The sequence below is a fragment of the Candidatus Nomurabacteria bacterium genome (genome assembly GCA_020631905.1).
Taxonomy (GTDB): Bacteria; Patescibacteriota; Saccharimonadia; order Saccharimonadales; family VXPC01; genus JACKGQ01.
In genome coordinates, this window is sequence record JACKGQ010000001.1 from 467,422 (window position 1) to 493,954 (window position 26,533).

25 protein-coding genes and 1 pseudogene are annotated in these 26,533 nt (G+C 44.2%); 23 read left to right on the top strand and 3 right to left on the bottom strand.

Features of this window, described 5'->3' with window-relative positions; all coding sequences use genetic code 11:
- The first annotated feature begins 42 nt into the window (after positions 1-42).
- The 23 genes from H6798_02420 to H6798_02530 all read left to right on the top strand — a co-directional run bounded on the left by H6798_02420 (position 43) and on the right by H6798_02530 (position 19,805).
- Positions 43-1,098 (top strand): flippase-like domain-containing protein, encoded by a 1,056-nt coding sequence (locus H6798_02420; protein MCB9821368.1) that lies wholly within the window; start codon positions 43-45, stop codon positions 1,096-1,098.
- A complete protein-coding gene (gene xseA, locus H6798_02425; GenBank protein ID MCB9821369.1) occupies positions 1,091-2,197 on the top strand; it encodes an exodeoxyribonuclease VII large subunit in 1,107 nt (368 codons plus the stop codon). The genes H6798_02420 and xseA overlap by 8 nt, the downstream gene beginning before the upstream one ends.
- Positions 2,194-2,373: an exodeoxyribonuclease VII small subunit gene (locus H6798_02430; protein MCB9821370.1), complete on the top strand. Its 180-nt coding sequence runs from the start codon at positions 2,194-2,196 to the stop codon at positions 2,371-2,373. Before xseA ends, H6798_02430 begins: the two co-directional genes overlap by 4 nt.
- A complete protein-coding gene (locus tag H6798_02435) occupies positions 2,370-2,852 on the top strand; it encodes a hypothetical protein (protein MCB9821371.1) in 483 nt (160 codons plus the stop codon). Before H6798_02430 ends, H6798_02435 begins: the two co-directional genes overlap by 4 nt.
- Before the next feature lie 44 nt (positions 2,853-2,896).
- Complete coding sequence (locus H6798_02440) at positions 2,897-3,565, top strand: hypothetical protein (protein MCB9821372.1); 669 nt, start codon at positions 2,897-2,899, stop codon at positions 3,563-3,565.
- A gap of 49 nt (positions 3,566-3,614) precedes the next feature.
- Complete coding sequence (locus tag H6798_02445) at positions 3,615-4,301, top strand: hypothetical protein (protein MCB9821373.1); 687 nt, start codon at positions 3,615-3,617, stop codon at positions 4,299-4,301.
- Positions 4,302-4,303: 2 nt separating this feature from the next.
- Entirely contained in the window at positions 4,304-4,678 is a 375-nt protein-coding gene (locus H6798_02450; protein ID MCB9821374.1) for a response regulator, read from the top strand.
- Complete coding sequence (gene recO, locus H6798_02455; protein MCB9821375.1) at positions 4,675-5,349, top strand: DNA repair protein RecO; 675 nt, start codon at positions 4,675-4,677, stop codon at positions 5,347-5,349. Before H6798_02450 ends, recO begins: the two co-directional genes overlap by 4 nt.
- 53 nt (positions 5,350-5,402) lie before the next feature.
- Positions 5,403-6,689, top strand: a complete 1,287-nt coding sequence (locus tag H6798_02460) for a glycine--tRNA ligase (GenBank protein ID MCB9821376.1) — start codon at positions 5,403-5,405, stop codon at positions 6,687-6,689.
- Positions 6,690-6,691: 2 nt separating this feature from the next.
- The gene (locus tag H6798_02465; GenBank protein MCB9821377.1) at positions 6,692-7,321 is read left to right on the top strand and encodes an MBL fold metallo-hydrolase; all 630 of its coding nucleotides are present in this window, start codon (positions 6,692-6,694) and stop codon (positions 7,319-7,321) included.
- A 73-nt stretch (positions 7,322-7,394) separates the two neighbouring features.
- On the top strand, positions 7,395-8,267 hold the full coding sequence (locus H6798_02470; protein MCB9821378.1) for a hypothetical protein: 873 nt from the start codon (positions 7,395-7,397) through the stop codon (positions 8,265-8,267).
- Positions 8,268-8,272: 5 nt separating this feature from the next.
- A complete protein-coding gene (locus H6798_02475; GenBank protein ID MCB9821379.1) occupies positions 8,273-8,638 on the top strand; it encodes a PadR family transcriptional regulator in 366 nt (121 codons plus the stop codon).
- A 15-nt stretch (positions 8,639-8,653) separates the two neighbouring features.
- Complete coding sequence (locus H6798_02480) at positions 8,654-9,274, top strand: hypothetical protein (GenBank protein ID MCB9821380.1); 621 nt, start codon at positions 8,654-8,656, stop codon at positions 9,272-9,274.
- Positions 9,275-9,286: 12 nt separating this feature from the next.
- Positions 9,287-9,892, top strand: a complete 606-nt coding sequence (locus tag H6798_02485; protein ID MCB9821381.1) for an NYN domain-containing protein — start codon at positions 9,287-9,289, stop codon at positions 9,890-9,892.
- A gap of 45 nt (positions 9,893-9,937) precedes the next feature.
- The gene (locus H6798_02490) at positions 9,938-11,452 is read left to right on the top strand and encodes an AAA family ATPase (GenBank protein MCB9821382.1); all 1,515 of its coding nucleotides are present in this window, start codon (positions 9,938-9,940) and stop codon (positions 11,450-11,452) included.
- 209 nt (positions 11,453-11,661) lie between these two features.
- Positions 11,662-12,024: a hypothetical protein gene (locus H6798_02495; GenBank protein MCB9821383.1), complete on the top strand. Its 363-nt coding sequence runs from the start codon at positions 11,662-11,664 to the stop codon at positions 12,022-12,024.
- A gap of 364 nt (positions 12,025-12,388) precedes the next feature.
- A complete protein-coding gene (rsmH, locus tag H6798_02500) occupies positions 12,389-13,261 on the top strand; it encodes a 16S rRNA (cytosine(1402)-N(4))-methyltransferase RsmH (protein MCB9821384.1) in 873 nt (290 codons plus the stop codon).
- 150 nt (positions 13,262-13,411) lie between these two features.
- Positions 13,412-13,750 (top strand): hypothetical protein, encoded by a 339-nt coding sequence (locus H6798_02505; GenBank protein ID MCB9821385.1) that lies wholly within the window; start codon positions 13,412-13,414, stop codon positions 13,748-13,750.
- 12 nt (positions 13,751-13,762) lie between these two features.
- A complete protein-coding gene (locus tag H6798_02510) occupies positions 13,763-15,481 on the top strand; it encodes a penicillin-binding protein 2 (GenBank protein ID MCB9821386.1) in 1,719 nt (572 codons plus the stop codon).
- 19 nt (positions 15,482-15,500) lie between these two features.
- The gene (locus tag H6798_02515; GenBank protein ID MCB9821387.1) at positions 15,501-16,628 is read left to right on the top strand and encodes a hypothetical protein; all 1,128 of its coding nucleotides are present in this window, start codon (positions 15,501-15,503) and stop codon (positions 16,626-16,628) included.
- Positions 16,612-17,862, top strand: a complete 1,251-nt coding sequence (locus tag H6798_02520; GenBank protein ID MCB9821388.1) for a cell division protein FtsW — start codon at positions 16,612-16,614, stop codon at positions 17,860-17,862. The genes H6798_02515 and H6798_02520 overlap by 17 nt, the downstream gene beginning before the upstream one ends.
- A complete protein-coding gene (locus H6798_02525) occupies positions 17,777-18,946 on the top strand; it encodes a glycosyltransferase (protein MCB9821389.1) in 1,170 nt (389 codons plus the stop codon). The genes H6798_02520 and H6798_02525 overlap by 86 nt, the downstream gene beginning before the upstream one ends.
- Positions 18,933-19,805 (top strand): hypothetical protein, encoded by an 873-nt coding sequence (locus tag H6798_02530; GenBank protein ID MCB9821390.1) that lies wholly within the window; start codon positions 18,933-18,935, stop codon positions 19,803-19,805. The genes H6798_02525 and H6798_02530 overlap by 14 nt, the downstream gene beginning before the upstream one ends.
- Before the next feature lie 495 nt (positions 19,806-20,300).
- Here the strand turns inward: H6798_02530 and H6798_02535 are convergent, their stop codons facing one another.
- From H6798_02535 to topA, 3 genes and pseudogenes are all read right to left on the bottom strand, one after another.
- Positions 20,301-22,949 (bottom strand): type IV secretion system DNA-binding domain-containing protein, encoded by a 2,649-nt coding sequence (locus H6798_02535; GenBank protein ID MCB9821391.1) that lies wholly within the window; start codon positions 22,947-22,949, stop codon positions 20,301-20,303.
- A 72-nt stretch (positions 22,950-23,021) separates the two neighbouring features.
- The gene (locus H6798_02540; protein MCB9821392.1) at positions 23,022-24,077 is read right to left on the bottom strand and encodes a hypothetical protein; all 1,056 of its coding nucleotides are present in this window, start codon (positions 24,075-24,077) and stop codon (positions 23,022-23,024) included.
- Positions 24,078-24,256: 179 nt separating this feature from the next.
- Positions 24,257-26,530 (bottom strand): annotated as a pseudogene (gene topA / locus H6798_02545) (type I DNA topoisomerase).
- Positions 26,531-26,533 lie beyond the last annotated feature (3 nt).

The window sequence follows — 26,533 nt, forward strand, 5'->3', positions numbered from 1 at the left end:
TCAAATAAGTATAATTGACTGCAGTCGAATAAGGAATCAAACTTGAAAAGCTCCAGAATTAAACTATTTATCAACCTGTTGACCTTTGTTGCACTTGGAGCATTGATATTTTTCTCGAGAGCTCAAATTAGCGATGCCCTACATCAACTAAAAGAACTGAGTGTTGGCTTTTTGGTGCTACTCGTGCCGACTCAGCTGGTTAGCTACTACGCAATCGCCCAACTATACTATTCTTACTTTAAGGCCACCAATACGCTGGAAAAACTAACTCTTAAAGAAATGTATTGGATTAGTTTAGAGCTAAACTTTGTGAACTGTGCATTTCCGAGCGGTGGCTTGAGCGGCTTCTCGTTTATGGGTTTACGTCTGCAACCCTATGGCATACCGGTGGCGGCGACCACACTCTCGCAGATAATTCGTTATTTTATGACTTTTATAAGTTTCTTGGTGCTATTAGCCGCAGGCACGCTTTTTTTGGCTTTTGGTAACCATGTAAACGGTATTGTCTTGTTGGTAAGTAGCGGAGTCTTTTTTGTGACGGTAACCGGCACCTTGATTGTCGTCTATATTATTAGTAGCGAACATCGGATTAAGTCGTTCATGCTGTCTTTACCAAAGACAATCAACTGGATTCTACGGAAAGTTGGTCGGAGGTCTGGGTCGTACTCGATTAATCTTAATAGGATTGAGCGAGTTTTTTCGGAGTTACATAGAGATTACTTACTACTAAAAAAGGACCCAAGCATACTCAAGCGACCATTCTTGTTTGGGCTAATGACAAACGCATGCGAGGTCCTGACAGTTTACTGGGTATTCTTAGCGTTCGGTTCGCCTGTAAATCCTGGAGCAGTAATTTTGGCTTATGCAGTGGCCAACATGGCATCGGTGATTTCAATTTTGCCGGGAGCTGTTGGCATGTATGAGTCGCTAATGGTTTATGTGGCAGCAGCGGCTGGTTTGTCGCGGGGGTTATCGATCTCGGCAACTTTAGTATACCGAGTGTTTATGCTGTTAATTTTCGTACCTTTTGGAGCAGTTCTTTATCAAATGTCAGCAAATCGACGCAAAACGCAAAATACCCATACTCTAGATGGATAACATAGTTTTGAGCCCGGCAGATTTTGTGGCGCTGACCAATCAGACGCTTGAGTTTGCCATGCCTTTTGTAACCATCGAAGGCGAACTAGCCGAATTTAAGATTCGAAAAAACCAGTGGGTATATTTTAAAGTAAAAGATGACTACGCCAGCGTGGACTGTTTCGGAACAGTTTTTATGCTGCCAGGGCCGCTAGAAGACGGGATGATGATAAGAGTCAGTGGCCGCCCCAGACTACATGAACGATTTGGCTTTAGTTTTTCGGTGCAGTCGATTATGCCGGCAGGCGAGGGAAGTCTAAAAAAAGCTTTTGATTTACTCAAAGCCAAGCTAACCACCGAAGGCTTGTTCGATACACTTCGTAAGCGTAGTTTGCCGTATCCTCCAGACACAATTGGAGTCGTTACATCGGCCGAAGGAGCGGCGATTGGTGATTTTTGTAAGGTTTTGCAAGCACGTTGGCCGTATGCTCAAGTTATTTTAAGAGATGCTTTAGTCCAAGGCGAAAAGGCTCCAGATTCGGTAGTCGCTGCCATTGATGCTTTTAATCGAGATAGTCAACTTGCGGATGTACTGGTGATAATTCGTGGCGGCGGCAGTTCCGAAGACCTAAGCGCGTTTAACGATGAAAGAGTTGTTCGAGCCGTAGCTGGCAGTCGGATTCCTACGATGGTCGCCATTGGCCATGAACAAGACGAGTCGCTTGCCGAACTTGCGGCTGATGCTCGTGCTAGCACACCAAGTAATGCAGCCGAAATGCTAACACCGAGCATAGTTTCAGAAAAGCAAATTTTCGCTGAATATGTAAAATTCCACCGAACGGTATTGAGCCAACTCAAAGACAGACTAAAGCTGGAGTTGTCGACATTTAGACAAAGATTGACCAACAGTAATCGTCGGATACTTGATGCCGAGACCTACACGCTGCAGGCATATCGCAAATCTTTGCAACTACTTGACCCCAAACATGTTTTAAAACGTGGCTATGTTATAGTCCGGAGTCGAGGCAAGTTAATTAAAATGAGTCACCAGCTAAATAACGGACAAGCTATTAGCTTGCAGTTTTATGATGGCCAGAAAGATGCAATAATAAAGCCATGACAAAACGGAGTTATGCAGAAATTAAAAAAGAGCTCGAAGCCGTCTTAGACTGGTTTGAATCTGCGGATATTGATTTGGATGAAGCAATTGCAAAGCACGACCAAGCTCAACGCTTAATCGACGAATTAGATGCATACCTAAAGCAGACCAGTAAAAAATTGATCCAGAAATCATGATCTATATTTTGTTAACGTTAGCAGGCCTAACTATTTGTTTCGCTTTCGTATTATTAATTGGGGCACCATATTTACCGACCGGAAAAAAACAGATTGAGCAGGCTTTAACGTTGTTAGATTTGCGGCCTGGTCAGACTTTATACGAGCTGGGTGCAGGGAGCGGGGGCTTGACTTTAGCTGCCGCTAAGCAAGGTATTCATGTAACTGCTTACGAAGTTAATCCAATCTTGGTGTTGGTACTCAAGTGGCGATGTCGCAAGTTGAAGCATGTAAATATAGTTAATAAAAATTTCTGGAAAGCAAACCTGCAGCCTGCAGATGGCATTTATGTATTTTTACTCGACAGATTTATGAGTGCTTTGGATGTCAAGATAAGTAAGCAGGCAAAAGCCGGAACAAAACTAGTTAGCTATACATTTAAGATTCGAGATAAAAAGCCTGCCAAAACGCTTGGACCAATGTACTTATATGAATATTAGACTACTGGTCTGCCAAAAGAGCTTATGGTAAGATATGCTCTAAGATGAAGCGACTCAACGATTCCAGCCAGGGTAGCGTACAGGTTATTCTACTTATTCTGTCAACGAGTCTACTGGTCTTTTCGTTAATTTTTGGCTTTTGGGCATTTGCAAGTCGCCAAGATTATAAAAATAATGTCGACAAAAAAATCGATGCAGCAGTCGAATCCGCAAAAGCCGACCAGAAGCTAGAAGACCAAGCTAAATACGACGAAGAAGCGAAGTCGCCATATACTAGCTATACTTCTAGTGAGAGCCTTGGGTCTGTAGAGTTAACTTACCCAAAAACTTGGGACGCCTACATAGTTGAAGACGCCGACAGTAGTAATAAACCGGTTGATGCATATTTTAACCCAGGCTTTGTACCTGGAGTTAGTACTGGCTCATCGTATGCATTAAGGTTTGAGATTATCGACTCAACTATCGACAAAGAACTTAGTCCATTCAACAGCAAAGCTACAACTGGGTCGGTGACCGTCAAGGCTTATCGGCCAGCCGCTGTCAAAAATGCTCGAGCTGGCTACCGTATTGATGGAGAAATCTTTACGAATCGCCAAGGTAGCTTGGTTCTAATTCCTGTACGCGACAAAACACTCGAAATCTGGACCGAGCAAGAGAAATACGTCAAAGATTTTGAAAGTATTATTTTAGCCAATTTGAGCTACGTGCCGTAAAGTCTTATGTTTGCAGACAGAATCTAAAGGCTTTAGAATAAATCTCAGCATGGAGGGTAACTTGTATACGCTAGGTGGCGTTCACAAATCTGAGGGTATTTATTTTTCGTTGATTTCTGAACTGCGAAATCCTATCTTAGAACTGAAACTTTTAGCAGAGGCTAGAGGCGATTTACAGGCAGTAACCTTAGCCAAGCAAACACTCGAGCTATTTGACGGCTTTTTATTTTTGAACGATGTTACATTTTCTGGCGATCAGCTTCAATTGGTACCGTGTAATTTGGCATCGGAAACCGATGATATTTTGCATGGTTTGGAGCCACTTGCGCGAATCTATGACATTGGCTTGAAGCGTTCTAGTACAAAAGCTCGCGTTAATGCGGCTCTAGATAAACAAGCATATGCACACGCCACTCACGGTTTGGTATATGGGGCGATTACTAGTCTGCAAAACAAACCAGGTAGTATAATTCAAATTCATACCAGCGGCGGCAATACCCCCAGTCTAAGAGTATTTTCGCCAGATTTAGAGCATGCAATCGAACCTCAAGCATCTGGTAGACTCAAACATATGCCATTACCTCAGAGTGATGGGATCGGCAGCGGCTTTACTTTAGCGAAACTACTATTTCAGCAGCTGGGTAGTAAACTGAAATACACGAATAATCAGTTTGGTCATGGGGTGAGTGCTGGATTTATGCCAACCAAACAACTTTCGCTGGTAGATATAATTTAAGTATGAAATTACTGGTAGTCGATCAGAGTACGGTGGTGCGCAGTTTCTGCTCTAAAACTATCGAGGAACTTGGGCATCGGGCATATACCGCCAGTAATAGTCATCTGGCAATAAAGCTCTTGGATGAAAATATAATTGATGGCTGTATTATCAATGCCCATCTACCCGGCAACAGTGGACTTGAACTGATCTATGAGATGCGTAGCTATAAGGATTTGGCAGACCTACCAATCACGCTTATGGCAGAAGATAAGATCGCTCGAGATTTCGCTATCCAACTCGATAAACTAAAAGTAGTAACAATAATTCAGAGATCGGAATTATCGGAGTCGACCTTAGCTAGGGTTGTAGCAGTAATGCAGAATCGGGCAGCATGAATTACGTCGTAGACAAGGCGATAGTGCTTGGTAGAATTAACTACGGCGAGGCCGACAGGATAGCCACATTAATTTGTGAGCAGACAGGTAAGGTGACAGTCTTAGCAAAAGGTGTTCGGCGGCCAAAAAGCAAACTCGCCGGCGGTTTAGAAATTTTTAATATCAACGAAATTACCTATATTCCGGGCAAAAAAGATATTTCAACCTTGGTCTCTTCGCGTTTACAGAAACCCCACCACAAGCTTGTGCAAGATTTTACTGCTAGTCAGAAAGTATTCGAGGCCTTTAAGTGGTTGAATGGTCATCTAGAGGCTGGCACAGGGGCGGAATACTATAGCTTGCTGGCAGGTATGTTGGAGTTGGCCGAATCGAACCCTAATTTAGCGATGATCTGGTTCTACATGCGAGCGCTAGAGCAGTCTGGCCACAGCATAAATCCGTTTCATGATCCTAGTGGCAACAAACTAACCTCTGCCCAAACCTATGCCTTCGATTACGACTCATCAGTATTTGTACCAAAAACCGATGGGGAATATAGTCAAGAAGATATAAAGCTGTTACGACTAGCCTTGGGTTTGAGTATCGAAGATTTTGCGCGAATAGGTTTAAGCGATAAACAAGCTGAGCGAATTCTGCTCTTAATTAATCGATCACTTCAACTCAACTTTTGAGTAGCCCATTTAGCGCTAGAGTTATCGATTGCAAACCGGTATACTTTGGTGTAATGAGTGAAGTTAGCCTAGAAGACATTGTTAGTTTATGTAAACGCCGTGGATTTATTTTTCAGGGCAGTGAAATTTATGGCGGTCTGGCCGGTACTTGGGATTACGGACCACTTGGTGTTCAGCTTAAAAAGAACCTAACCGATCTATGGTGGAAGACCTTTGTGGAAAGCCGCGAAGATATGGTCGGTGTAGATGCAGCAATTCTAATGAACCCCAAAACCTGGCAGGCGAGTGGCCATGTCGATACTTTTACCGACCCGCTTGTAGAGTGTACTGAATGTCGCGGCCGATTCCGTGCGGATCACCTAGAAGGTTCAAAATGCCCGAACTGCGGTAAAGAAAACACAATGAGCGAACCACGAGCCTTCAATATGATGTTTAAAACAGCAGTTGGTCCAGTCGATGACGGTGAGTCAGTGTCTTATCTTAGACCAGAGACAGCTCAGGGTATCTTTACCAATTTTAAGAATGTAGTCGATACGCTTTATCCGGATGTGCCATTTGGAATCGCCCAGATTGGTAAGGCTTTCCGCAATGAAATTAGCCCGCGTGATTTTGTTTTCCGAAGCCGTGAATTCAACCAAATGGAAATTGAATATTTCGTACACGAAAATGATTGGCAAAATAAGTTTGAACACTGGCGTACAGATATTAAAGCTTTCTTAGCGCAAGCTGGTGTCGACACTGACAAAGTTACCGAACTAGAAGTGCCAGAAGATGATCTGGCTCATTACAGCAAGCGGACTATCGACTACGAATTCGAATACCCACACGGTAAAGACGAACTACTTGGTCTGGCTTATCGAACCGACTTCGACCTGCAAAATGTGGCTCGTGAGTCTGGCAAGAATGTGGAATACCGGCCAAAAGACGGTGGGTCTGCATATGTGCCGCATGTTATCGAGCCAAGTTTTGGAGTCGAGCGGCTAGTTATGGCTGTGCTAGTAAGTAACTACAAGGTCGACGAGCAAAATGGTGAACAGCGGGTTTATCTAAGCTTGCCAGAGCATATTGCCCCAGTCCGTTATGCTGTCAGCCCACTGCTCAAAAACAAGCCCGAGCTGGTCGACAAGGCCAGGGAAGTCTACAAGATGCTCAAAACCAAATACGGCAATGTGATGTGGGACGACAATGGTAATATTGGTAAGCGCTACCGCCGCCAAGACGAGATTGGCACACCATACTGCGTAGTTGTCGACTTCGACACCATTGAGAAAGACGGCCTTGTAACCGTCCGAAACCGCGATACTCTCGAACAAACCCGAGTTAAACCTGAGGATATTTAATCTTGAAAATCACTAAGCTTGGTCACTCGTGTGTATTGGTTAAGGCAAACGGCTTGGTAGCCTTGTTCGACCCAGGTGGTTGGGCAGAACGCGAACTAATCGATGCTGTCAAACATGTTGATCGGATTGTTTACACTCACGAGCATGGTGATCATTTCGATGCGGACATACTTAAGAGTTTGTTAGTAAAGTTTCCGCAGGCGCACATTGTCTGTAACCGCGAGATTGCTGGGCTCATCCAAGCGGCTGACATAACAGCTATGGTGCGCGAGGAGACCGATTGCACGCGCAAGTTTGAGTCACCCCACGAATGTTTGCCAGTACCAGGCAGCACACCACCAGCCGAGAATGGTTATCACTTCCAAGGCGAGTTTACTCACCCCGGCGATAGCCAAAGCTTTAAAGAGACCAAAAAGGTGTTAGCCATGCCGTTTATTGGCCCGTGGGGCAAAACTGGCGACTCGATCGACAAAGTCTTAGAGCTCAAGCCAGAGTACGTTTTGCCAATACACGACTGGCACTACACTGAAGAGGCTAGGCAGTGGCTCCAAAGTCTACTAAAAAGCGTTTTTGAGCCCGCTGGGATTAAACTGCTTACGAATGTTAACGGTCTTGAGCAGAGTATTGAATAATTATAATTTTACTTGACATGTATACCAATGGTAGTATACTAACGGTATACAATAAATTATTAAGGAGTATTGAATGAGTGGCGTGTCGTCCGAATCGTTATTAAAGTCGTCTTGGTCTATCTTAAAAGCTGATACAAGGATTTTAAAAACCCAACTCGTAGGGTTTTTAGTTATGACGCTACTAGGGGTAGCGATGGTAGCTGGGGTATTTCTGTTAGGTGATCTGACCATTAGCAGAGATGAGTTTGCTTTTGCTATGACACCAGCCTCGATAGTGTTTTATTTTGCGATGTATATAGCCATAACATTCGCAAGTTCGGTTGTTCAAGCGACCGTACTCGCATATTCATTAGCTAAATTTCGTAAACAAAAGCTAACAGCTAGCGAAGTTTGGAGCCAGGTAAAGCAGTCAATGGCCGGTTTGGCATTATTTTCGTTGCTAACTGCTACGATTGGTCTAGCTCTCCGATTACTCGAAGAGAGATTGCCTTTAGCTGGCAAAATCGCGACATGGATCTTCGGCGCTATTTGGGCAATAGCTTCGATGTTCTCAGTAGCAGTAATTGTCGATAAAAAAGAGACCGACCCAATCGAAGCGACCAAAGAGTCTGCAAAAGTCATCAAAAATACTTTTGGGTCAAACGTTCGGGTTAATCTTGGCCTAACTAGTTTAGCCTTGCTAGGAGTGCTAACGGTGGTGGTTACCGGAGGCTTAGCTAGCGTCGGACTATTCTTAGTCGCCGAAGCAGCAGGTGTTGCTGGCATAGTTCTATCCTTTATAGCCTTGCTCGGATTACTCGTGGTAGTCTCGACATTATCTGGCATTATCAAGGCTGGTTTGTATGAATATTCGGTAAGCGGTAAATCTCCCGCAGAGTTTAACGAGAACTTGCTTAAGTCTGCTGTTACTCAGAAGAAAGCTAGAAAAGCATTTCGCTGGAGCTAAGTCAGATGCATTTAGACGAATACGAAGAAACACTTTTGACTGGCTGGGAAGAGACCTACAAAAAAAGTCAGTTAACCTTGTGGACACTTCTAGCTTTGAAAGATGGCCCTAAATACATGAATGATATTAAGGAGTTTATTGAAGAGGCCACAGATAAGAAGCTGACAGTCGATGATAAAAGCATGTATCGGGCTTTACGAAGATTCAACGAGATTGGGCTAACAATCTACACAGAACAAGAGTCAGCTGGAGGACCCAAGCGGAAACTGCTCGAACTCTCAGCTTCTGGTAGGAAAGTCTTAGATAATTTTATCTATCGCAACATCACTAGCATTATTAATCACCCAAAGAATAAACATCTGTTTACATAGTGCTACAATACAGTCATGAATAAGCTTATGCATTTGATTAAGCGTTGTTGGCGGGCTAGCAGGCAAGGGCACCGGATTAATTATGTAGTGATTGGAATTTTGCTGGGTTTAATCTCTGGGTTCTATCTTTTCCATCGAGAGTCGAGTGTCGATAAGCGGTTGCGAGAAATTGCCGAAGCTTCGTATCCGGATGACAGCAATAAACAGCGCCAAGCTCTGCGGGAATTTAGAGACAGTCTCGATGAACTTTATAGTTTTTCACAGAATGGTGGCGTTGAACAGGCGAGGCTCGATGCCCTCGACGCCGAAGGCAAGAACGATATTAATACCATCTATTCTGTATTAGAGTCTGGTTTCGCTAGTAATGGATATTATCCCGGTGAAGTTAATCAAACCAATCTGGACGGCATTGCATATGAAGCACTTGTCGACAAAACCGGCAACTTAATTGCAAGCGAGTATACGCTCGAAGATAGCGAGCCATTCAATACTTTTGGTAGCCAGGCTCCGGAACCTCGTTATCGTTATGCCGGTTACGACTGCTTGCCACTTCAAGAAGTAGTTGCTTGCCAACATTATGTTTTGTTTGCTTGGTTGGAAAGTGGTAATATCTATACCAAGAAATCAATCAACTAATTTTTCAAAACAATGCTAAATAAAGTAATCCGACGTAAGCAGCCTAAGGGTAACTTTGCTTTTATTGATAGTCAAAACCTTAATCTGGGGGTTCAACGTATCGGCTGGAAGATGAGTTGGCGTAAATTGCTCGAGTATTTACAAGCCGAGCACGGTGTAACCAAAGCTTTTTTGTTCATTGGCTACATGCAGGAAAACGAGGATCTTTACAAGCAAATGCATGAAATTGGCTACCACGTGATTCTCAAGCCAACCTTGGATATGTTCGAAGAAGTTGCTAAAAAGGAAGACAAAGACATTAAAGGTAATTGTGACGCCGACTTAGTGCTCGAGGCTATGAAGCAGTGGCCGAACTATCAGAAGGCGATTATTATTTCTGGGGATGGTGATTTTTACGGCCTAATTGAGCATCTGGCTGAAAAGAATAAGCTACTAAATGTGATGGTGCCAAACTGGCAATACTCGAGTTTGCTAAAAGACTTTGAGAAGTATATCGTACGAGTCGATAAGCTCCAGAACCGACTCCAGCACTACGACAAAAGAAAACCCAAAACCAAATTTAGGCATACACAGAAAAAGCAACGGCCTAACAATAGTCAAAACCGCAACAAAAACTAGGCTAGTTTTGTGCTAAGATGACACCCAGATTGTGATGGGTAAATTATGAAACAAACAGAGGCTTTAGCTATCTTGGAGAGTGGTCCAAGTGTTTTGTTAACTGGTGCAGCTGGCACCGGCAAAACATATGTGTTGCGTGAATTTATCGAGCGTGCTCGGCGTCGTGGCAAAGTAGTCGCGGTTACAGCCACAACCGGGCTTGCTGCTACACATCTGAACGGTAGTACTATCCACGCCTGGAGTGGTATAGGGATTGCCGATGAGTTTCTACCGCAAACTATCTCAAAATATAGTAAAAGTCGTATCGAACAGATAGAGTCCGCGGATATTTTAATAATCGACGAGATAAGTATGTTACATGACTTTCGGCTCGATATGATCGATCATGTGACACGTAAAATCCGTGACAGTGATGAACCATTTGGGGGTCTACAGGTAGTTCTCTGTGGTGACTTCTACCAACTACCACCAGTCAATCGGAGTGACAGCCGCCAGGGTGGTTTTGTAACCAGTTCAAGGGTTTGGCAAGACCAGGTGTTTGAGGTTTGTTATCTTGAGGAGCAGTATCGCCAAGCTGGTGACGAGCTGTATGCCGCCATTCTAAATGGTATTCGGGCCGGCAAATTAAAACGATCTGAGCTAGAAGCTTTGATGCAGCGTACAAAATCGATCGCCGATCCTTGGCAGGCTTCGACAAAATTATTAACCATTAATGTCGACGTTGATAGCATTAATATGGCAGAGTTACAAAAACTCGAGGCAGACTCGCGTGAGTTTGATATGCAGACGACTGGTGGCAAACAATATGTTGAGACACTCAAAAAATCTTGTTTAGCCAACGAAACACTGGTTCTTAAAGTCGGTGCAAAGGTGATGTTTATACGTAACGATCAAGCAAAGAGATACTCAAATGGGACTCTGGGGGAAGTGACAGAATTCGAGCCCTACACCAACTATCCAGTAGTGAAACTCAAGTCGGGCAAGACCATCACAGTCACCCCCGACACCTGGGAATTAGTCGATGGCGAAAAAAAGCGAGCCAGCCTTACCCAGATTCCGCTTCGATTGGCTTGGGCAATAACTGTCCATAAAAGTCAGGGCATGACTCTAGATTCCGCTCAAATTGATCTGAGTAAAGCCTTTGTTGAAGGTATGGGATATGTCGCTTTATCTCGAGTACGCTCGTTAGAGGAGCTGTATTTACTGGGAATCAACGGTCGTGCGTTACAAGTAAGTCCTGAAGCAATTCAGATCGACAATACTTTACGTCAAGCAAGTCAATCTGCTTCACGACGCTTTAAACAAGCTATCGATAACTGGCAAGCAGACATACCAGAAGCATCGGAAACAGCTGTGAAGGGAAGTTGGGCAGAAAAGCTTACGAAGATGCGCCAGAAATACCCGAACGCATACAAGCCTTGGAAAGAGGCCGAAGACGGTCAGCTCCTAGAATTGTTTGGTGAAGCAAAAAGCATTAAGCATATTAGTCAGCAGTTAGGCCGCCATCCCGGGTCGATTAAAGCCCGACTCAAGAAACACCTTGGAGAAGACATTTTGTAGATTATATACACTACTGGTAGTGTAGTGCGCGACCTATACACTACTGCTAGTGTCTGTGGATAAGTTGACAAAGTTTTTCAGCTATTTATCAGATTTTAGGTTGCAGTGGGTAGTCGTGGGTAGTATAGTGGTGCTAGTGGGTAAATGTGGGTAACTACATTGAAAATAAAAACCACTAAAAACAAAATCAGGAGCAAGGAGTTCTAAAATTGCCACAAAGCGTAGACTACTTCGAGAGAAAGCTCGACGACAAACGTCGTTTGACTATTCCTGCGAATGTCCGCGCCGAGTTTGCTGATGGTTATGTGATAACCAGAGGCTTTGGTGAATACTTGCACTTGTACCCTAAAAAAATCTGGGACCAAGAGGTCGAAGCAGCCTTGCAGGGAAGTATCCTTGACGAGCGTGTTGCAGACCTAAACGTCCAATTCAGGATGGGCAAAAGCGAAGGTATGCTCGATCAGAAACAAGGTCGAATTACATTTGAACAACACCAACTTGAATTTGCCAAGATTGAAGGCGATATGCACGCAGTGCGAGCCGGCAAATACTGGCGGGTAAGTAAGAGCTGATTTGTTATAAAGCACATTAACAAGATGGCGTTGTCGATTAAAAAAATCGATAGCTAAACACGACTCGAGATCAGCGAATTGGCAGTCAGCCGGAGTATCGGGGTACTTCGTTATCAAAACCCTTGCACCTTCCAATAAACACCTCCCAAAACTCCACCTCACACATAAATCTCTCTTTCGTGGACCCACTCGCATACTTTTTGCTTTGCGTATTTTCAAAAAACGCATATAAATATCTGTATGATGAGCCACGAAATTACAAAAACAAAAACAGTTCAAAATAAAAAGTTGACTGCTGATTCGGTGACCTTGCAAAAACAAAAATTAAATCAAGACAACACCGAGATAAGTCATCGAGGTCAAAATGTCTGATTCAAAAATAAACAATCATATTCCGGTTCTATTGAACGAAGTTGTTGAATATCTGAAGCCAAAAGCGGGCGAGAGGTATTTAGACTTAACTGCTGGTTATGGTGGGCACGCGTCGGCGATAATCGCTAGAACTGCTGCACCCGACCAAGCAACCTTGGTTGACCGAGATATGAACGCTGTGCAAGCATTAAACCAAAAGCTGCCAAAATCGAAAATTGTTCAAGCTAATGCGGCTGAGTATCTAACTGATAGTCTAGACGTAGCTTATGACATAATTTTGGCGGATATTGGTGTATCGTCACCGCACATAGATGTAGCGAGTCGTGGTTTTAGCTTTATGACTGAGGGTCCGCTAGATATGCGCATGGATCAGAGTCAGCAATTAACAGCTGAAACGGTAGTCAATGCGTTTTCGGAAGTGGAGCTGGCAGATATTCTGTATACCTATGGCGACGAAAAATTTAGCCGACGTATTGCTCATGAGATCATAAAGAATCGACCATTGTATAAAACGACCGAACTAGCTGGAATCATTCGAGGCTGTTTAGGTACACGTAAAAGCGCACACCCAGAAGCTCGCAGTTTTCAAGCATTACGGGTATTCGTAAATGACGAAATTAGACAGCTCGAAGTAATCTTGGCGCAAGCACCTTTCCGACTCAATCCGGGAGGCAGGTTAGGGATAATCAGCTTCCATAGTCTTGAAGATAGATTAATTAAGCAAAAGTTTAGTGAACTTGGTCAAAATACATATGATAGTCAGTACCGTTTACTGACAAAAAAACCGATATCGCCATCTAACATTGAAATAGTTTCCAATCCGCGGGCTCGCAGTGCAAAGCTGAGAGTTCTGCAGCGAAAATAAAAACAAAAGGGGCATGTATGTCGATTCACGTAAAAGACATGTCGCACCGTGAACAGCGTATCGACGTCCGACGCGGTCGCTAGTCACGAAGCCCGACGGGAACACCTAAAATAGGTGTTCCCACCAAAACAAACACAAAAAGGATAATTAATGACCTACGCCAGTCTTGCTGCACAAAGAAGCAACTACATACGCCATCAGAATACTGTTAGTTTTTCCGGCAACAAAACAAAACTCGGTCCGATCAGCAACTTTGTTGTCTTGCTAGTTTTGGCATGTCTGTTGGCAGTAATCTACTTATCTCAGGTAATTAGGACTAACAACTACAGCTATAGCTTAAATGCACTCACAGAGCAGAAATCTAACCTCGAAAAAGACACCGCCGCGCTAGAAGTTCAGTCGGCGCGATTACAGTCAATTGAACGCATTAGTGATAGCCAAGTAGCTGCAAATTTGGTTGAGCCGAGCGACGTAAAACTGATAAACTAGTCTGCGCGCGCTATGAACAGTCGAACCCAGACAGCTAATGCCAATGGCCGCTTAAAACTATTCGGTCTTTTTTTGGTTGTGTTAGGGGCAGTATTTGTTGTTAGGCTATTTTATTTACAAATTATCAAAGGCTCTGAGTACCGTAGTGCTGCAGATGCTAGCCAGGTAAAATCACTAGAGATACCTGCCAAAAGAGGTGATATCTATGCTTATAGTGGCAGCGAAAGAGTTCCGCTAGTTTTAAATGAACGAAGATGGCTAGTGTTTGCTGACTCGCAATTTATCGATGATATTAATGGATTAGTCAACCGGCTCAGTGAGTATGGTATAGACCTTTCGGATTCACAGAAAGCCCAGCTAGAGGATGGAAGTCGGTACGTAGTCTTGGTTAAAGATTTCAACGATCAACAGAAGAGTCAGCTACAAGCTGCAGAGTTCACTGGTATATATTTTCAGGAAAGATCTGTCAGAGCATATGCAGAAGATTCACTTGCGGCACAGGTGCTGGGTTTTGTTAATGCTGATGGCCAAGGTCAATATGGTATAGAAGAGTTACTTGCTAATGAGCTCACTGGTACACCAGGCAAACTCAAGGCGATTACCGATTCTCGAGGTATACCGCTGGCTTTCGAGGAAAGTAATATCGATATTGCCCCAGTTGATGGCCAGGATGTAACTCTGACCATAGATGTTGGTGTTCAGAAACTTGTTGAACACGCAGTTGCCGATGAGGTTGACAGAACAAATGCCAGAGGTGGCACCGGAATAGTTATGGATGCTGACACAGGTGCAATATTGGCAATGTCTAACTATCCTAGTTTTTCACCAGCTGCCTATAATCAGGTCGAAGACATTAGTTTATTCACCAATAACACAATTAGTTCGGCAATCGAACCGGGTTCGGTGATGAAAGTACTAGTGGCGGCAACAGTACTAGACAAGGGGCTTGTCGGCACAGAGTACGAATACTACGATCCCGATCAGGTTGTGCTCGATGGTTCGGTGATTAGAAATGCGATTGATTATGGCGCCCAAACACGCAAAATCGAAGACATACTGATCAGTTCACTTAATACTGGTTCGGTTCATTTACTTCAGGTTATGGGTGGTGGGGAAGTTAATCAACAAGCCAGGACCACCTACTATGACTATTTAGTTAACCACTTTGGCTTGAGTAAACTTACAGGGGTCGAGTTGCAAAATGAAGCCAGTGGTCAGATTTTTGGCCCAAACGAAGGCTATGGGCTAAATATTCGTTATGGCAATATGACATTTGGCCAGGGGCTAACAGTTACACCGATTCAGCTCGCCACGGCCTATTCGAGCATATTTAATGGCGGTACACGCATGAAGCCGTACATAGTTTCTGCGATTGGCCAAACCCAGACTACACCTGTCGTTGCTCAGTCTAGCGTACTGAGCCCGTCGGCAATTGAGCAGTTGCGTGAATTAATGCGACGCATGGGTGTCCATAAATATGGTGATGTCCAATACGCTGGCCTAGAGATATCAGGCAAAACAGGCACTGGTCAGATAGCTAACCCAGATGGTGGATACTACGATGATCAGTACACTGGTACATTTGCAGGCTACATAAAATCATCTGATAAAACTTACGTAATAGTTGTGACAATCGATCGACCTGATGTGCGATTTGCGGGAACCGATGCAGCCGCACCGGTCTGGAAAGACGTTGTTAAAGGTATGATTAACACCGGCAAAGTCGACTAAAGGTGATACAATAGCAGCCATGAGTTCATTAGATCAGCAAATCAGTTTCTTTAATCAAATTACACGCTTTGACATCGTCAAATTACTAATTCCAACAATCGTAGCTTTTGCCGCAGGTATCTTGGTAACCCCACTTGTTACAAAGTACATGTTCAAGTACGAGCTCTGGAAAAAGAAAAGTGTGTCTCGTTCTGTTGATGGTAGGGCAGCTCCATTAACTCAGAAACTACATAACGACGAAGCCCGCAAAGTACCCCGGATGGGTGGTATGATTGTTGTTCTGGCGGTATTATTTACGACCATCGTATTTTGGATCTTATCGAAGGCAATCGATAGTCAGTGGACATTCGAGCTAGATTTCTTAAGTCGAGCCCAGACGCTCCTTCCGCTTACAGCACTTGTTGGCGGTTTCATTATTGGCGTAATAGACGACCTAGCCGTTGTTGGCAAAATAAAAGCCACCCAAGGTTTATTGGGTAAGTACGTTGGTGGTGGTATTCCATTGAGAGTCAGGATAGGTTTTGTAGCGCTTGTTGGTCTATTCTGTGGTTGGTGGTTCTTTAGTAAATTAGGCTATGAATCGATTTATATTCCGTTTTCGGGGGATTTGCAGCTTGGCTGGCTGATTATCCCATTATTCGTAATAATCATGGCTGCGACGTACTCGGGTGGGGTAATTGATGGTGTTGATGGACTATCTGGCGGGGTTATGGCGATCATCTTTACAACTTACGGCTTAATTTCATTTATGCAGTTTCGATTTGACCTAGCTACATTCTGTATGGTTATCGTGGGCGGCTTACTCGCGTTTTTATGGTTCAACATACCGCCGGCACGATTCTTTATGAGCGAAACTGGCATAATGGCTTTAACCTTGGCATTGAGCGTTGTGGCGTTCTTTACAGATACGGTTGTACTATTGCCAATCATAGGGTTGCCTTTGGTGGTATCAAGTGGTTCGGTGATTATTCAAGTAATATCTAAAAAACTAAGACACGGCAAAAAGATATTCCTGATTTCACCACTGCACAATCATTTTCAGGCAGCAGGTTGGCCAGCAGCAAAAGTTACCATGCGCTATTGGGTGATATCTCAGATTTCTGCGACCACCGGCTTTATAATTTTCTTACTTGGATACAAACTTTAATGAAGCTGGTTCAGGCAAAATAATGAATCGTGACTGGTGGGTATGGCCTGGTCCGAGTTCGCGTCGACACCAAGCAGATCGATCAATTTTCGTCACTACGCTAATATTGTTGGTAATTGGCTTAGTGATTCAGTATGCTATCGGACCAGCGGTTACCGCCGGAACAGACGGAATATCACGAAACTTCTATTTCTATCGACACTTTGCTTCGATATTAATTGGTTTTGCTAGTTTATATATCGCCTGGAAAGTACCAATTAAGTCGTGGATTCGACTTAGTCCTTGGCTTCTGGCGGCCGGAGCGGCTTTAAGCCTGATAACTATCGCGATCGATGGTATCGCGAGTCGATGGATACAGATTGGTTTCTTTTCGTTCCAACCGGTAGAGGTGATTAAGCTAGCGATGATATTGGGTGGGGCAGCTTTTATCCTACAAGCTCGACAAAATAACAATTTTACCTCTAGCTGGCGGCCGGTCAGCCAGTTGCTCTACGCACTAGTTGGTGCAACTTTTTTGGTGGTTATCTTACAGCGCGACTTCGGTTCTTGGTTTGTGATTGCAGCAGTTGTGATGCTGATGCTCTTCGTAGGTGGTTTTAGTTTAAAACTGTTTGGCATGGGAGTCCTGATAGCCTCATTACTAGCTAGTGTGTTTATATTATCGACGCCGTATCGTCGCGATCGTTTAAATACATTCCTAAATCCTCAGGCCGACTGCTCCGATGCCGGCTATCATGCTTGTCAGGCAGTAATTGGAGTTGGCTCGGGAGGTCTGTTTGGGCGTGGTATAGGTAAATCGGTTCAGGTCTATGGTTATTTACCAGAGGCTAGTAACGACTCAATATTTGCAGTCTATGCGGAAATCATTGGGTTTATAGGTAGTCTGTTGCTTTTGGCCTTATATTATCGTCTGTTTAAATCAATTTATATCATCGCGCAACGTTCGGAGCTGCTACTCAGGCTAATTGCGGTAGGCATACTTACATGGTTTAGTCTGCAGTCGGCAATGAATATTGGGGCGATGATTGGCCTTTTGCCACTAAAGGGGATTACTTTGCCTTTTGTCAGCTATGGTGGATCAAGTCTGATGCTGGTAATGTTTGCAACGGGTATAATCTTGCAGATTTCCGCGTATACTGTATATAGCTATGAAAAAACAGAAGACAATACTCCTGGCAGGAGGCGGGTCAGGCGGACACGTTACGCCACTCGCTACAATCGCCCAGGAAATTAAGCTCCAACGACCCGATCTGCAGTTAAGTTATATTGGTGCTTTTGGCGATAAAATTGCTTCTAAAATGCTTGTCGAATCTGACCTGGTTAACAACTATCATCGGATACTTAGCGGCAAATTAAGGCGCTATGAAGGCTTTTCTGGCTGGCAGAAACGTAAACTATGGAAGTCTTATCTGTATAATCTTCGGGATATTTTTGGTCTGAGCATTGGTTGTATCCAAGCAATTAGCCTACTTTTATTTAAGCGTCCGGCGTTAGTATTTAGCAAAGGTGGCTACCCAGCCTTACCTGTGTGTCTGGCGGCTCGGATTCTGAGAATACCAGTGATTACTCATGATTCAGATGCTACCAGTGGGTTGGCTCATCGACCTGTCCGCGCTACGGCTAAACTACGTCTGTTTGGCGTAAAGCCAACTAGTTTGCAACCAAATTGGCGGTATGTCGGTGTGCCAATCAGTGTAGTTTACCAGTCTAAAATAAGCGCCCAGGAAGTTGAGGCGATTAAACAGCAGTACGGGATTACTTCTAAAGATTTTATTTTGGTAACTGGAGGTGGTGGGGGAGCGCGCAACTTAAATCAGGCAATACTAGAGATTATGCCGGAATTAGCTGAAAAATCTCAGATAGTCCTGCTAACTGGCAAGAAATACTATCAGCCAACCTTGGCCGATGCGAGCAATCTAGAGAGTAAACTCAGACAACGCTTAATTATCGTAGAATTTAGCCATGATATGCCGAACCTTCTGCGGGGAGCACAAATTATTGTTAGCCGAGCCGGCGCGACCGCACTTGCAGAAATAGCCGCCGCTGGTAAACCGAGCATAATTGTCCCGAACGATCTGTTGCCGGGTGGTCACCAGACCCAAAACGCCAACAGTTTCATAAAAGCTGATGCTACTATGATAGTCAAAGACTACGGCAGAATGCTTGATGCGCGTGACTTACTAACAAAATTGAACCTAATCTTAACCGATCACGAACTTCGGCAACGGTTAGCCGACAATGCTCGGCAATTAGCGGTGTTTGATTCGACCCACAGAACCGTCGAAGCAGTGTTTGAGGTACTAGATGAAAAAGCCTAAAGCGCGGAGAGCCTTTGCAATTAAGCCGGTGGCATTCAATGTTAATTGGCAGTCTGGACTTGATGCTGTTAAAAAGCGTCAGCGTTCTTTAAAGCGTCATCAGCTAACTGTACGTTTTGAGGCCGGTGTGCTTCTTATCATGATTGTCGTGGCGTTAATTATTGGCCTAAGATTATCGACAAATCCTGTTGTGTCTGTCGAGTCGAGTCAATTTAGTCAAGCGACAATACAAACTGTCAGCAAGAATGTTCGCAGTATCGCGACTGAAGTGCTCGAGTCGAAGCTACAATACCGGCTCAAGCCATTCGCGCCAAGAACAGAGTTGATTAACAAGCTAAAAACTCTACCAGAAGTTGAGGATGCAAGGCTGGCGATAAGTCCATATGGCGCTCGGCCAGAGATTGTGGTTGATCTGATAAAAATTGTAGCCATCTACAAGCAAGCAAGTAACCGATACTTTTTAACATCAGCAGGGAAGGCGGTAGAGCTAAGAGGGGACGTTTTAATTGACCAGGCTAGTTTACCTCTGATTGAGGATACTCTATATAAAGTCGATCAGCTCGAAAACGACCAGTCGATATTCAGCCTGGATGAGCTAAATAGGCTTATGCAGCTAAATAAATTTCTGGAAGAGCAGGGGAGTGAGCTCGAAAGTGTTATGCCGGCGAAATATCAGATAAACCAGAATCCTACGGAAGTAGTCATGATAAGTCAAACTGGCACCAAGTATGTATTTGTAAATGACGATAGTCTTTTGCAGCAAGCAGCTGGAGCGATAGTATTTGAAAGAGATAAAGAGCTAGGTGGTAAATACCGTACAGTAGATGCAAGAATCGTAGGCCGAGTCGTATATCGATAGGTAGCCACTCCACCTTCTCTTTCGCCATGAAGTAGTCATATGTTCGCTTTTTGTACAGGTGAATAATATATTCAAAAAAACATAAAATAATATCAAACTGTGGAAAAGTCAAAACATCAAAAAAGGGGGAATAGGGCAGAAATACTTAAAATTGTCAAATATGGTGATTAAATATACAACGGTATGAAATGTTTCACGCAGGCTCTACGTTTGGTTCTGAATATGCCGAACAGTACTTAAATCAAGATCCTAGTGGACGATAGCAGCATATTATTAACGTGACGAACAAAAAGGAATCATACATGGCTAATATGCCAAAACTCCCCTGTTAGAGGATGTATAGTTAATCATCTATTATGTACAATATTAAGTCGTAAAATATACATTGTGCGACGTAAATACAATTTGTGAATATTGTCCCCTATGCATTTTTACCGCTTTGGTTTTGTTACTATTGTTGCGTGTAAAATTTAAAATTTTTCGACCGCCCTGCTGCTAGCGTATGCTTATTTCCTGATTTTCTTGGAGCACGTCGTTTTTTTGATTTTTTTGGGCATTATTATTAATTTGTTGATGTTCGCTATTTGTACGGTTAATCGATGATTCGGTTTTCTTGTTTTTTGAACGGCTGCGCTTGCGTTTTCTTTTTGGTTTTACTACCCTAGCATCGTCGTTGCCATTGACTGCTTTAGAATCACCTAGACCTAGACCCAGAACGTTATTAATCGCCAGTTTTGCTGTACTAAGTTTGCCGTTGTTTGGTTGATCGGTTTTTGGAGTAATGTGCTTCGTATTGGTGTTCGTGTTCGTATTTTGTACAGGTTTTGAATCGTCTGTTGTGGCCGCCTGTTGGCTCTGTGTGACCATTTCTTCGACTTCTGATACCGGCTTAGCGTATGTCTGCCTAGAGTGTTCGATAATCGCACTACTAAAATCATTTTGAGTCTCGGGGATTACTAATGTTCGTCCACTAAACGCTGGTGCTTTTTCGCCGCCAATAGTCATGGTTGTAACAAAACTACGATTCGCCAGCTGGATAATGTCTTGGGCTGTAAATTGTGGCGTGTAATACTTTTCTAGGAAAGGAGCATCGTCTGGGCTGACTCGAAATGAGACCATCGTACCAACGTTTCCAAAAACTGCTCCGCGTACAACATCACTCATCTGAGATATATACTGGTTTGCCACGGTCAGGTTGAGGCCGTATTTGCGAGCTTCGCTTAAGATTACCGCAAAGCTATCGGTGGCAAAGTTCTGAAATTCGTCGACGTATAAGTAGAATGGGCGTCGGTCTTCGATGCGAGGAATATCGGCACGGCTCATGGCTGCTAACTGGACTTTAGTAACCATCATTGCTCCTAAAATGGCGGCGTTATCTTCACCGATCAGGCCGCGAGATAGGTTCATAATCAGTATCTTGCCTTCATCCATAATTTTACGGATGTTAAAGCTACCTTTCGGCTGTCCAATTATATTGCGGATCATTGGATTGGCTGTGAATGCGCCAACTTTGTTTAAGACTGGGGCGACCGCCTCGGTCGCATATTTTTCGTTCCAACTCGCAAACTCTGTTACCCAGAAATTCTTAACCACTATATCTTGAATATGATCAATAACATCTCTTCTAAAGAATTTGTCTGTCAACATGCGTGTAATATCGAGCATGGTCGAATTGGGATAATCGAGCAAAGCGAGTAATGTATAGCGCAATATATACTCAAGTCGTGGTCCCCAGGAGTCGAACATACGCTTCATAACTCCTACAAGCTCTGAGCTGATCATCCCTTTCTGGGTATTATCGTAAACCTCTAATGGGTTGAACCCGATCGGATAGCTCGCATCGGCGGGGTTAAAGTAAACAACATCTTTAATACGGTGCTCAGGGATAAACCGCATATTATTAACGGCAAAATCGCCATGGGGATCGATAATCGCGTAACCCTGATCGTAAAACACATCACTCAGCGCTAGTAGCTCAAGTAGTCCACTCTTGCCTGTACCGGTTTGGCCTAAGATGTAGATATGTCGTCCTCGGTCAGATCTGAGGGCGCCAAAAATCTCGTTGTGCCCGCGAAAATTAGTGACACCAAACAAGCTAATCGCACTATCGTGGTGTTTGCCCTGAGATGGTAGATTTGCCGGTGGCTCGGCGGTTTTACTGTTTGCCCAATCAATATTGGGTGTTTCGACACTTGTGTGCGGTAAATGATATAAACTAGCGACTTCCTCGATATTTAAGATGTAGCCGTTATCTTTAAATTCGCGAGCGGCATAACTTTGTACGACCTCAGGATCGTAGCTAGTGCGTTTACTCGTAAACCCGTTTAAGTTGGTGGTATTAAACTGCTTAAACGTGCCAACCATCGCTTGTAAGCGTAAACGAGCTGTAATTTCGTTATTGCCAGCATAGATAATCCTAACCTTAACCTGATAGCCAAGCTTTGTGCTCTTTGTCTCGATAGCACTAACTCGGCCGCGATCACGCTCGCTAAGTTGCTTCTCGCCGCCGGGCTTTTGGCTATATTCAGGAACCTTCATTGGCGCGCCTAGTATCTGGGCAATATTTGTACCAAACCCAGAGCCTCCCCCACCCTTGATTTTCTCAATCATTTTAGCGCCACGTTTATGCCAATCATCCTGGATCGGCCTTGCGATAATCTGGATCCACATTTCTTCGTTGGGGTCGTCGAGCTTGGCTAGAGTGGCAGTCATTGCTGCCAACGGATCGACTTCGAAACTCGGAAAGGTTTTAATTGGAATAGTTTCGTTATCGGTTAAGACGAGTTCAGTACTATGAACTACGGTTTGCTGTAGTTGACGACCCGCATAGTCTTGCTCTAGTTCTTGGATCTGAACAGATGGATACTGCGCATAAATTTGGCCTTCGACAAAACTCTGGAGTGACCGAGGTGTCCAGACATAAAAGCGAATCCGTTTATCGATTGCGGCAATCTCGAAACTGATGTGCTCTTGTTCTTCTGCCCCACCCCAGCGTTTGCGCGGACGTAAGATTCCATGTAGGGCTGCAAACATCTGTTCGGCAGCTAACTCTTTTTTATCGTTGGCTCGTGGTACCTCGAGTAACAGTAGTACACCCTCTTCCATCACAAAGACTTCCCTGCACTTTTTTGAAGGTGTAAACACATAAGCATATTATAACTCAAGAATCAGCATGTTAGAAGCTGTCTACTAGTTTCTGCCTAAAGCAGTTTTTGTCTAGGCTTTTTCGGCTAAAGTATAGGTGGCTTTAGCGACTCGTTTGAACTGTGGTTTGCCCTGCAAGTTCAAGAGAATAGTCGTTTCTTTTACCTGGCGCTGTTTAAGTACCTGCTTGATAATTTCATCACGGTGCATAGGTTCGCCATTTTTACGCAAAATCTTAGTAATTACATCGGCTACAGTACCCTTGTTGTAACCCCACTCGCTTAATGCGTAGATACCTCGGCCGATCAACACGAACCGTTTATCCTTGATTAATTCGTTGTGGATCGCTTGGGTAGTTACATCTTTACGCTTGAAGTCGCTAGACTTGATTGCTTTGCTGATTTCCGAGAAGTGCATCGGTTTTCCGTCTTCCTGAAGAATCAGATAAATTTTGTCGCGAATATTCTTTGGGTTTACAGTTGGCCATTTGGTTAAGCCCCATAAACCATTGAGGGTTGAAAGCTGCTTACTTAGCGATGCGAGGCCAGCTACGTGATCTTCGTGCGAAAGTTTCGAGTTGTACTTTGCGTGAATCGTCTTCGAATCTGTTGGTTCACCATGTTCTTTGATGGTCTTTACTAGTTCTGCAATATGGCCTTTCATGGCTTTTTCGTCGTGGTGTTCAAGTAAGCCGGCGCCTAGATAGTGGTTATCATCTTCGTCTACCACTGCTAATTCTGGAGTTAACTTTGCCAAGAAAGCGACTCTGGCTTGGTCTATCTTGGAGTTATCTTTGGTTAACTTAGCTGTTAAGTCGCTAATCTTACTTGCATTGCCCAAGTCTTTTATAAAGTGTGTTAATGTCTGACTGATTTCTGACATGTGTGGCAGATTGTTCTCGGCAGCTTTTAGTTTTGCAACCACTGCCTTTTCGAGCTGGCGGACGCGTTCGCGAGTTATACCTAATAATTCGCCAATTTGCTCTAAAGTTTCTTTACGGTCAAATAGCCCGAAACGGCGAGCGATAATCTCGCGTTCGCGTTCGCGTTCGATAGTGCCTAAAATATCCTTAACTACTGCTTCGATGTTAAGTTGTTGAGGGGTGGCTGCTGGGCTGGTTTCTTCCATAAAACTCCTAATAATGGCAGTCATTTAATAAATAATACCATATTATAAAACTAGTTTGTTAATAAATCAATACATTTCGTAATAATATCTATTTTACCACACATTGGCAGTCAACACATAATTGTATTTAGCCTAACAACACTTTAGACACATTGTAAAAAACACATGGTCGACAAATATTATTTTTTCTTGATTGGGCGTCGTTTGCGGCCAGGTTTGGCCTCGGCAAGTAGTTTGGTGGCTTCGGTTTCGGAAATATCTTCGGGTTTCTTGTCTTTAGCAATCCGAGCGTTCTTCTTGCCGTCAGTGATATACGGTCCGTATGGCCCACGAAGAATCTTAACTTTACCCCAGTCGGCAATCACCTTCTTGGCTTCGGCTGCTAGTTTGTCGGCAATTAACTGTTTGGCTTCCTCCAAGCTGATCGTGTGAGGGTCGTGACCTTTGATACTTGCATATAACTTGCCAGCTTGGACATAGGGTCCGAAACGACCGATGTTGGCCTTAATCTCTTCGCCATTATCGTCTTGGCCAAGGATGCGTGGCAGCTTGAACATCTCTAGGGCTTGCTCGAGTGTAATGGTGGTTATCTGGGCTTCCTTAGGCATAGGTGCGAATTCGGGCTTTTCTTCTTGGTCTTCGGCCCTGCCCTTTTGCAACATTGGTCCAAACCGGCCCATTCGGGCAAAGATTTTTTTGCCGTCTTTGGGATCGACACCTAGTTCACGCATGTTACTAACTTCGGCCCGACTAACGTCCTGGGCTTTTAAAATGCTTGGGTGGAAGTCTTGATAAAAATCTTTTAGGTAGTTGTTCCAGATGAGTTTGCCGTCGGCAATTTCATCGAAATGTGCTTCGACACTAGACGTAAATGAATAGTCCATGATCTGAGAAAAATGATCGCTCAGAAAAGTCGTTACCATATTTGCCAGTGGTGTCGGTAGTAGTTTATTGCTGTCTCCAGCGTAATTCTCCGATTCCTCAGTTTCGGTGATCATGTTATTTTCTAACCGGATTAACTCGACTTGCCTTTGTTTCGGCGCAATATCGGCTTTTTCGATATAGCCGCGGTCTTGAATTGTGCTGATAGTTGGGGCGTAGGTGCTCGGTCGACCGATCCCTAACTCTTCTAGCTTCCTGACCAAACTTGCTTCAGAATATCTTGCTGGCGGTTTTGCATATGTTTGGCGAGCTTCGACCCAGTTTAGGGCTAGCGAGTCGCCTTCGCTAATATGCGGCAAAATTACGTCGTCTTTGGCGCCACCGTAGGCACGCATAAATCCGTCGAACACCAAGACCTCGCCTTTTGCCACAAAGTACTCTGGCCTAGTTTCTACTGGTATGGTCAGCTCTGTGCGAATTGTTTTGGCTTTGGCCATCTGACTGGCCAGCGCCCGGCGCCAGATAAGGTTATAAATTTTCTTTTGCTGTTCGTCGGCACCGGCTACTTCGTTGGTAAAGTTAGTCGGCCTAATTGCTTCGTGTGCTTCCTGAGCGCTGCTATTCTTGGTTTTAAAATTTTTTACATCGACATAGTCTTTACCGTATGTTTGCTCGATATAGCTCGCGGCGGCTGCCATAGCCTGCTTACTTAAATTTGTACTATCGGTGCGCATATAGGTGATATGGCCGGCTTCGTATAGTCTCTGGGCGAGTTGCATAGTCTGGCGAACGCTATAGCCTAAACGACGTGAAGCCTCTTGCTGGAGCGTACTGGTAGTAAATGGAGCCCCAGGGTTTTTGGAGCCAGGTTTCTCAGATATTTGGCCAACTTTAAAGCTTCGATTTTGGCACGCCAGCAGAAACTCTCGAGCACTAGTATGATTTGGGAGTTTTTTGTTTAACTCGGCTGGCAAGCTCGCATCACCTGCACTAAACTCGGCAACAAGTCTAAAATTGGAATCGGCCTCGAAGGCCTCTATTTCTTGTTCGCGCTCAACAATCAGTTTGACAGCTACCGATTGAACACGTCCAGCGCTCAACCCGGTCTGGACCTTTTTCCAGAGAATCGGGCTAAGCTCGTAACCGACTACCCTATCGAGTACACGGCGAGCTTGTTGGGCGTCAACCAGTTTTTGATCAACCGTACGCGGGCTGGCAATTGCTGCTTCGATGGCCGGCTTGGTGATCTCATGAAAGACGATTCGTTTGGTAGTGGCTGGCTGCAAACCCAATGCGTGGCATAAATGCCAGGCGATTGCCTCACCTTCACGGTCTTCGTCGCTGGCTAGAATAACTTCGTCGGCAGACTTAACTGCCTTTTTGAGTTCGGCAACCACTTTCTTTTTATCGGGGTTGATTTCGTATTTGGGGGTAAAATCGCCTTCGATATCGATATTCATGCCTTTACTAGGCAAGTCGCGAATATGCCCGACAGAGCTCATAACTTTATAGCCTGCACCAAGATACTTCTCGATTGTTTTGGCCTTGGCCGGCGACTCGACGATAACTAACTT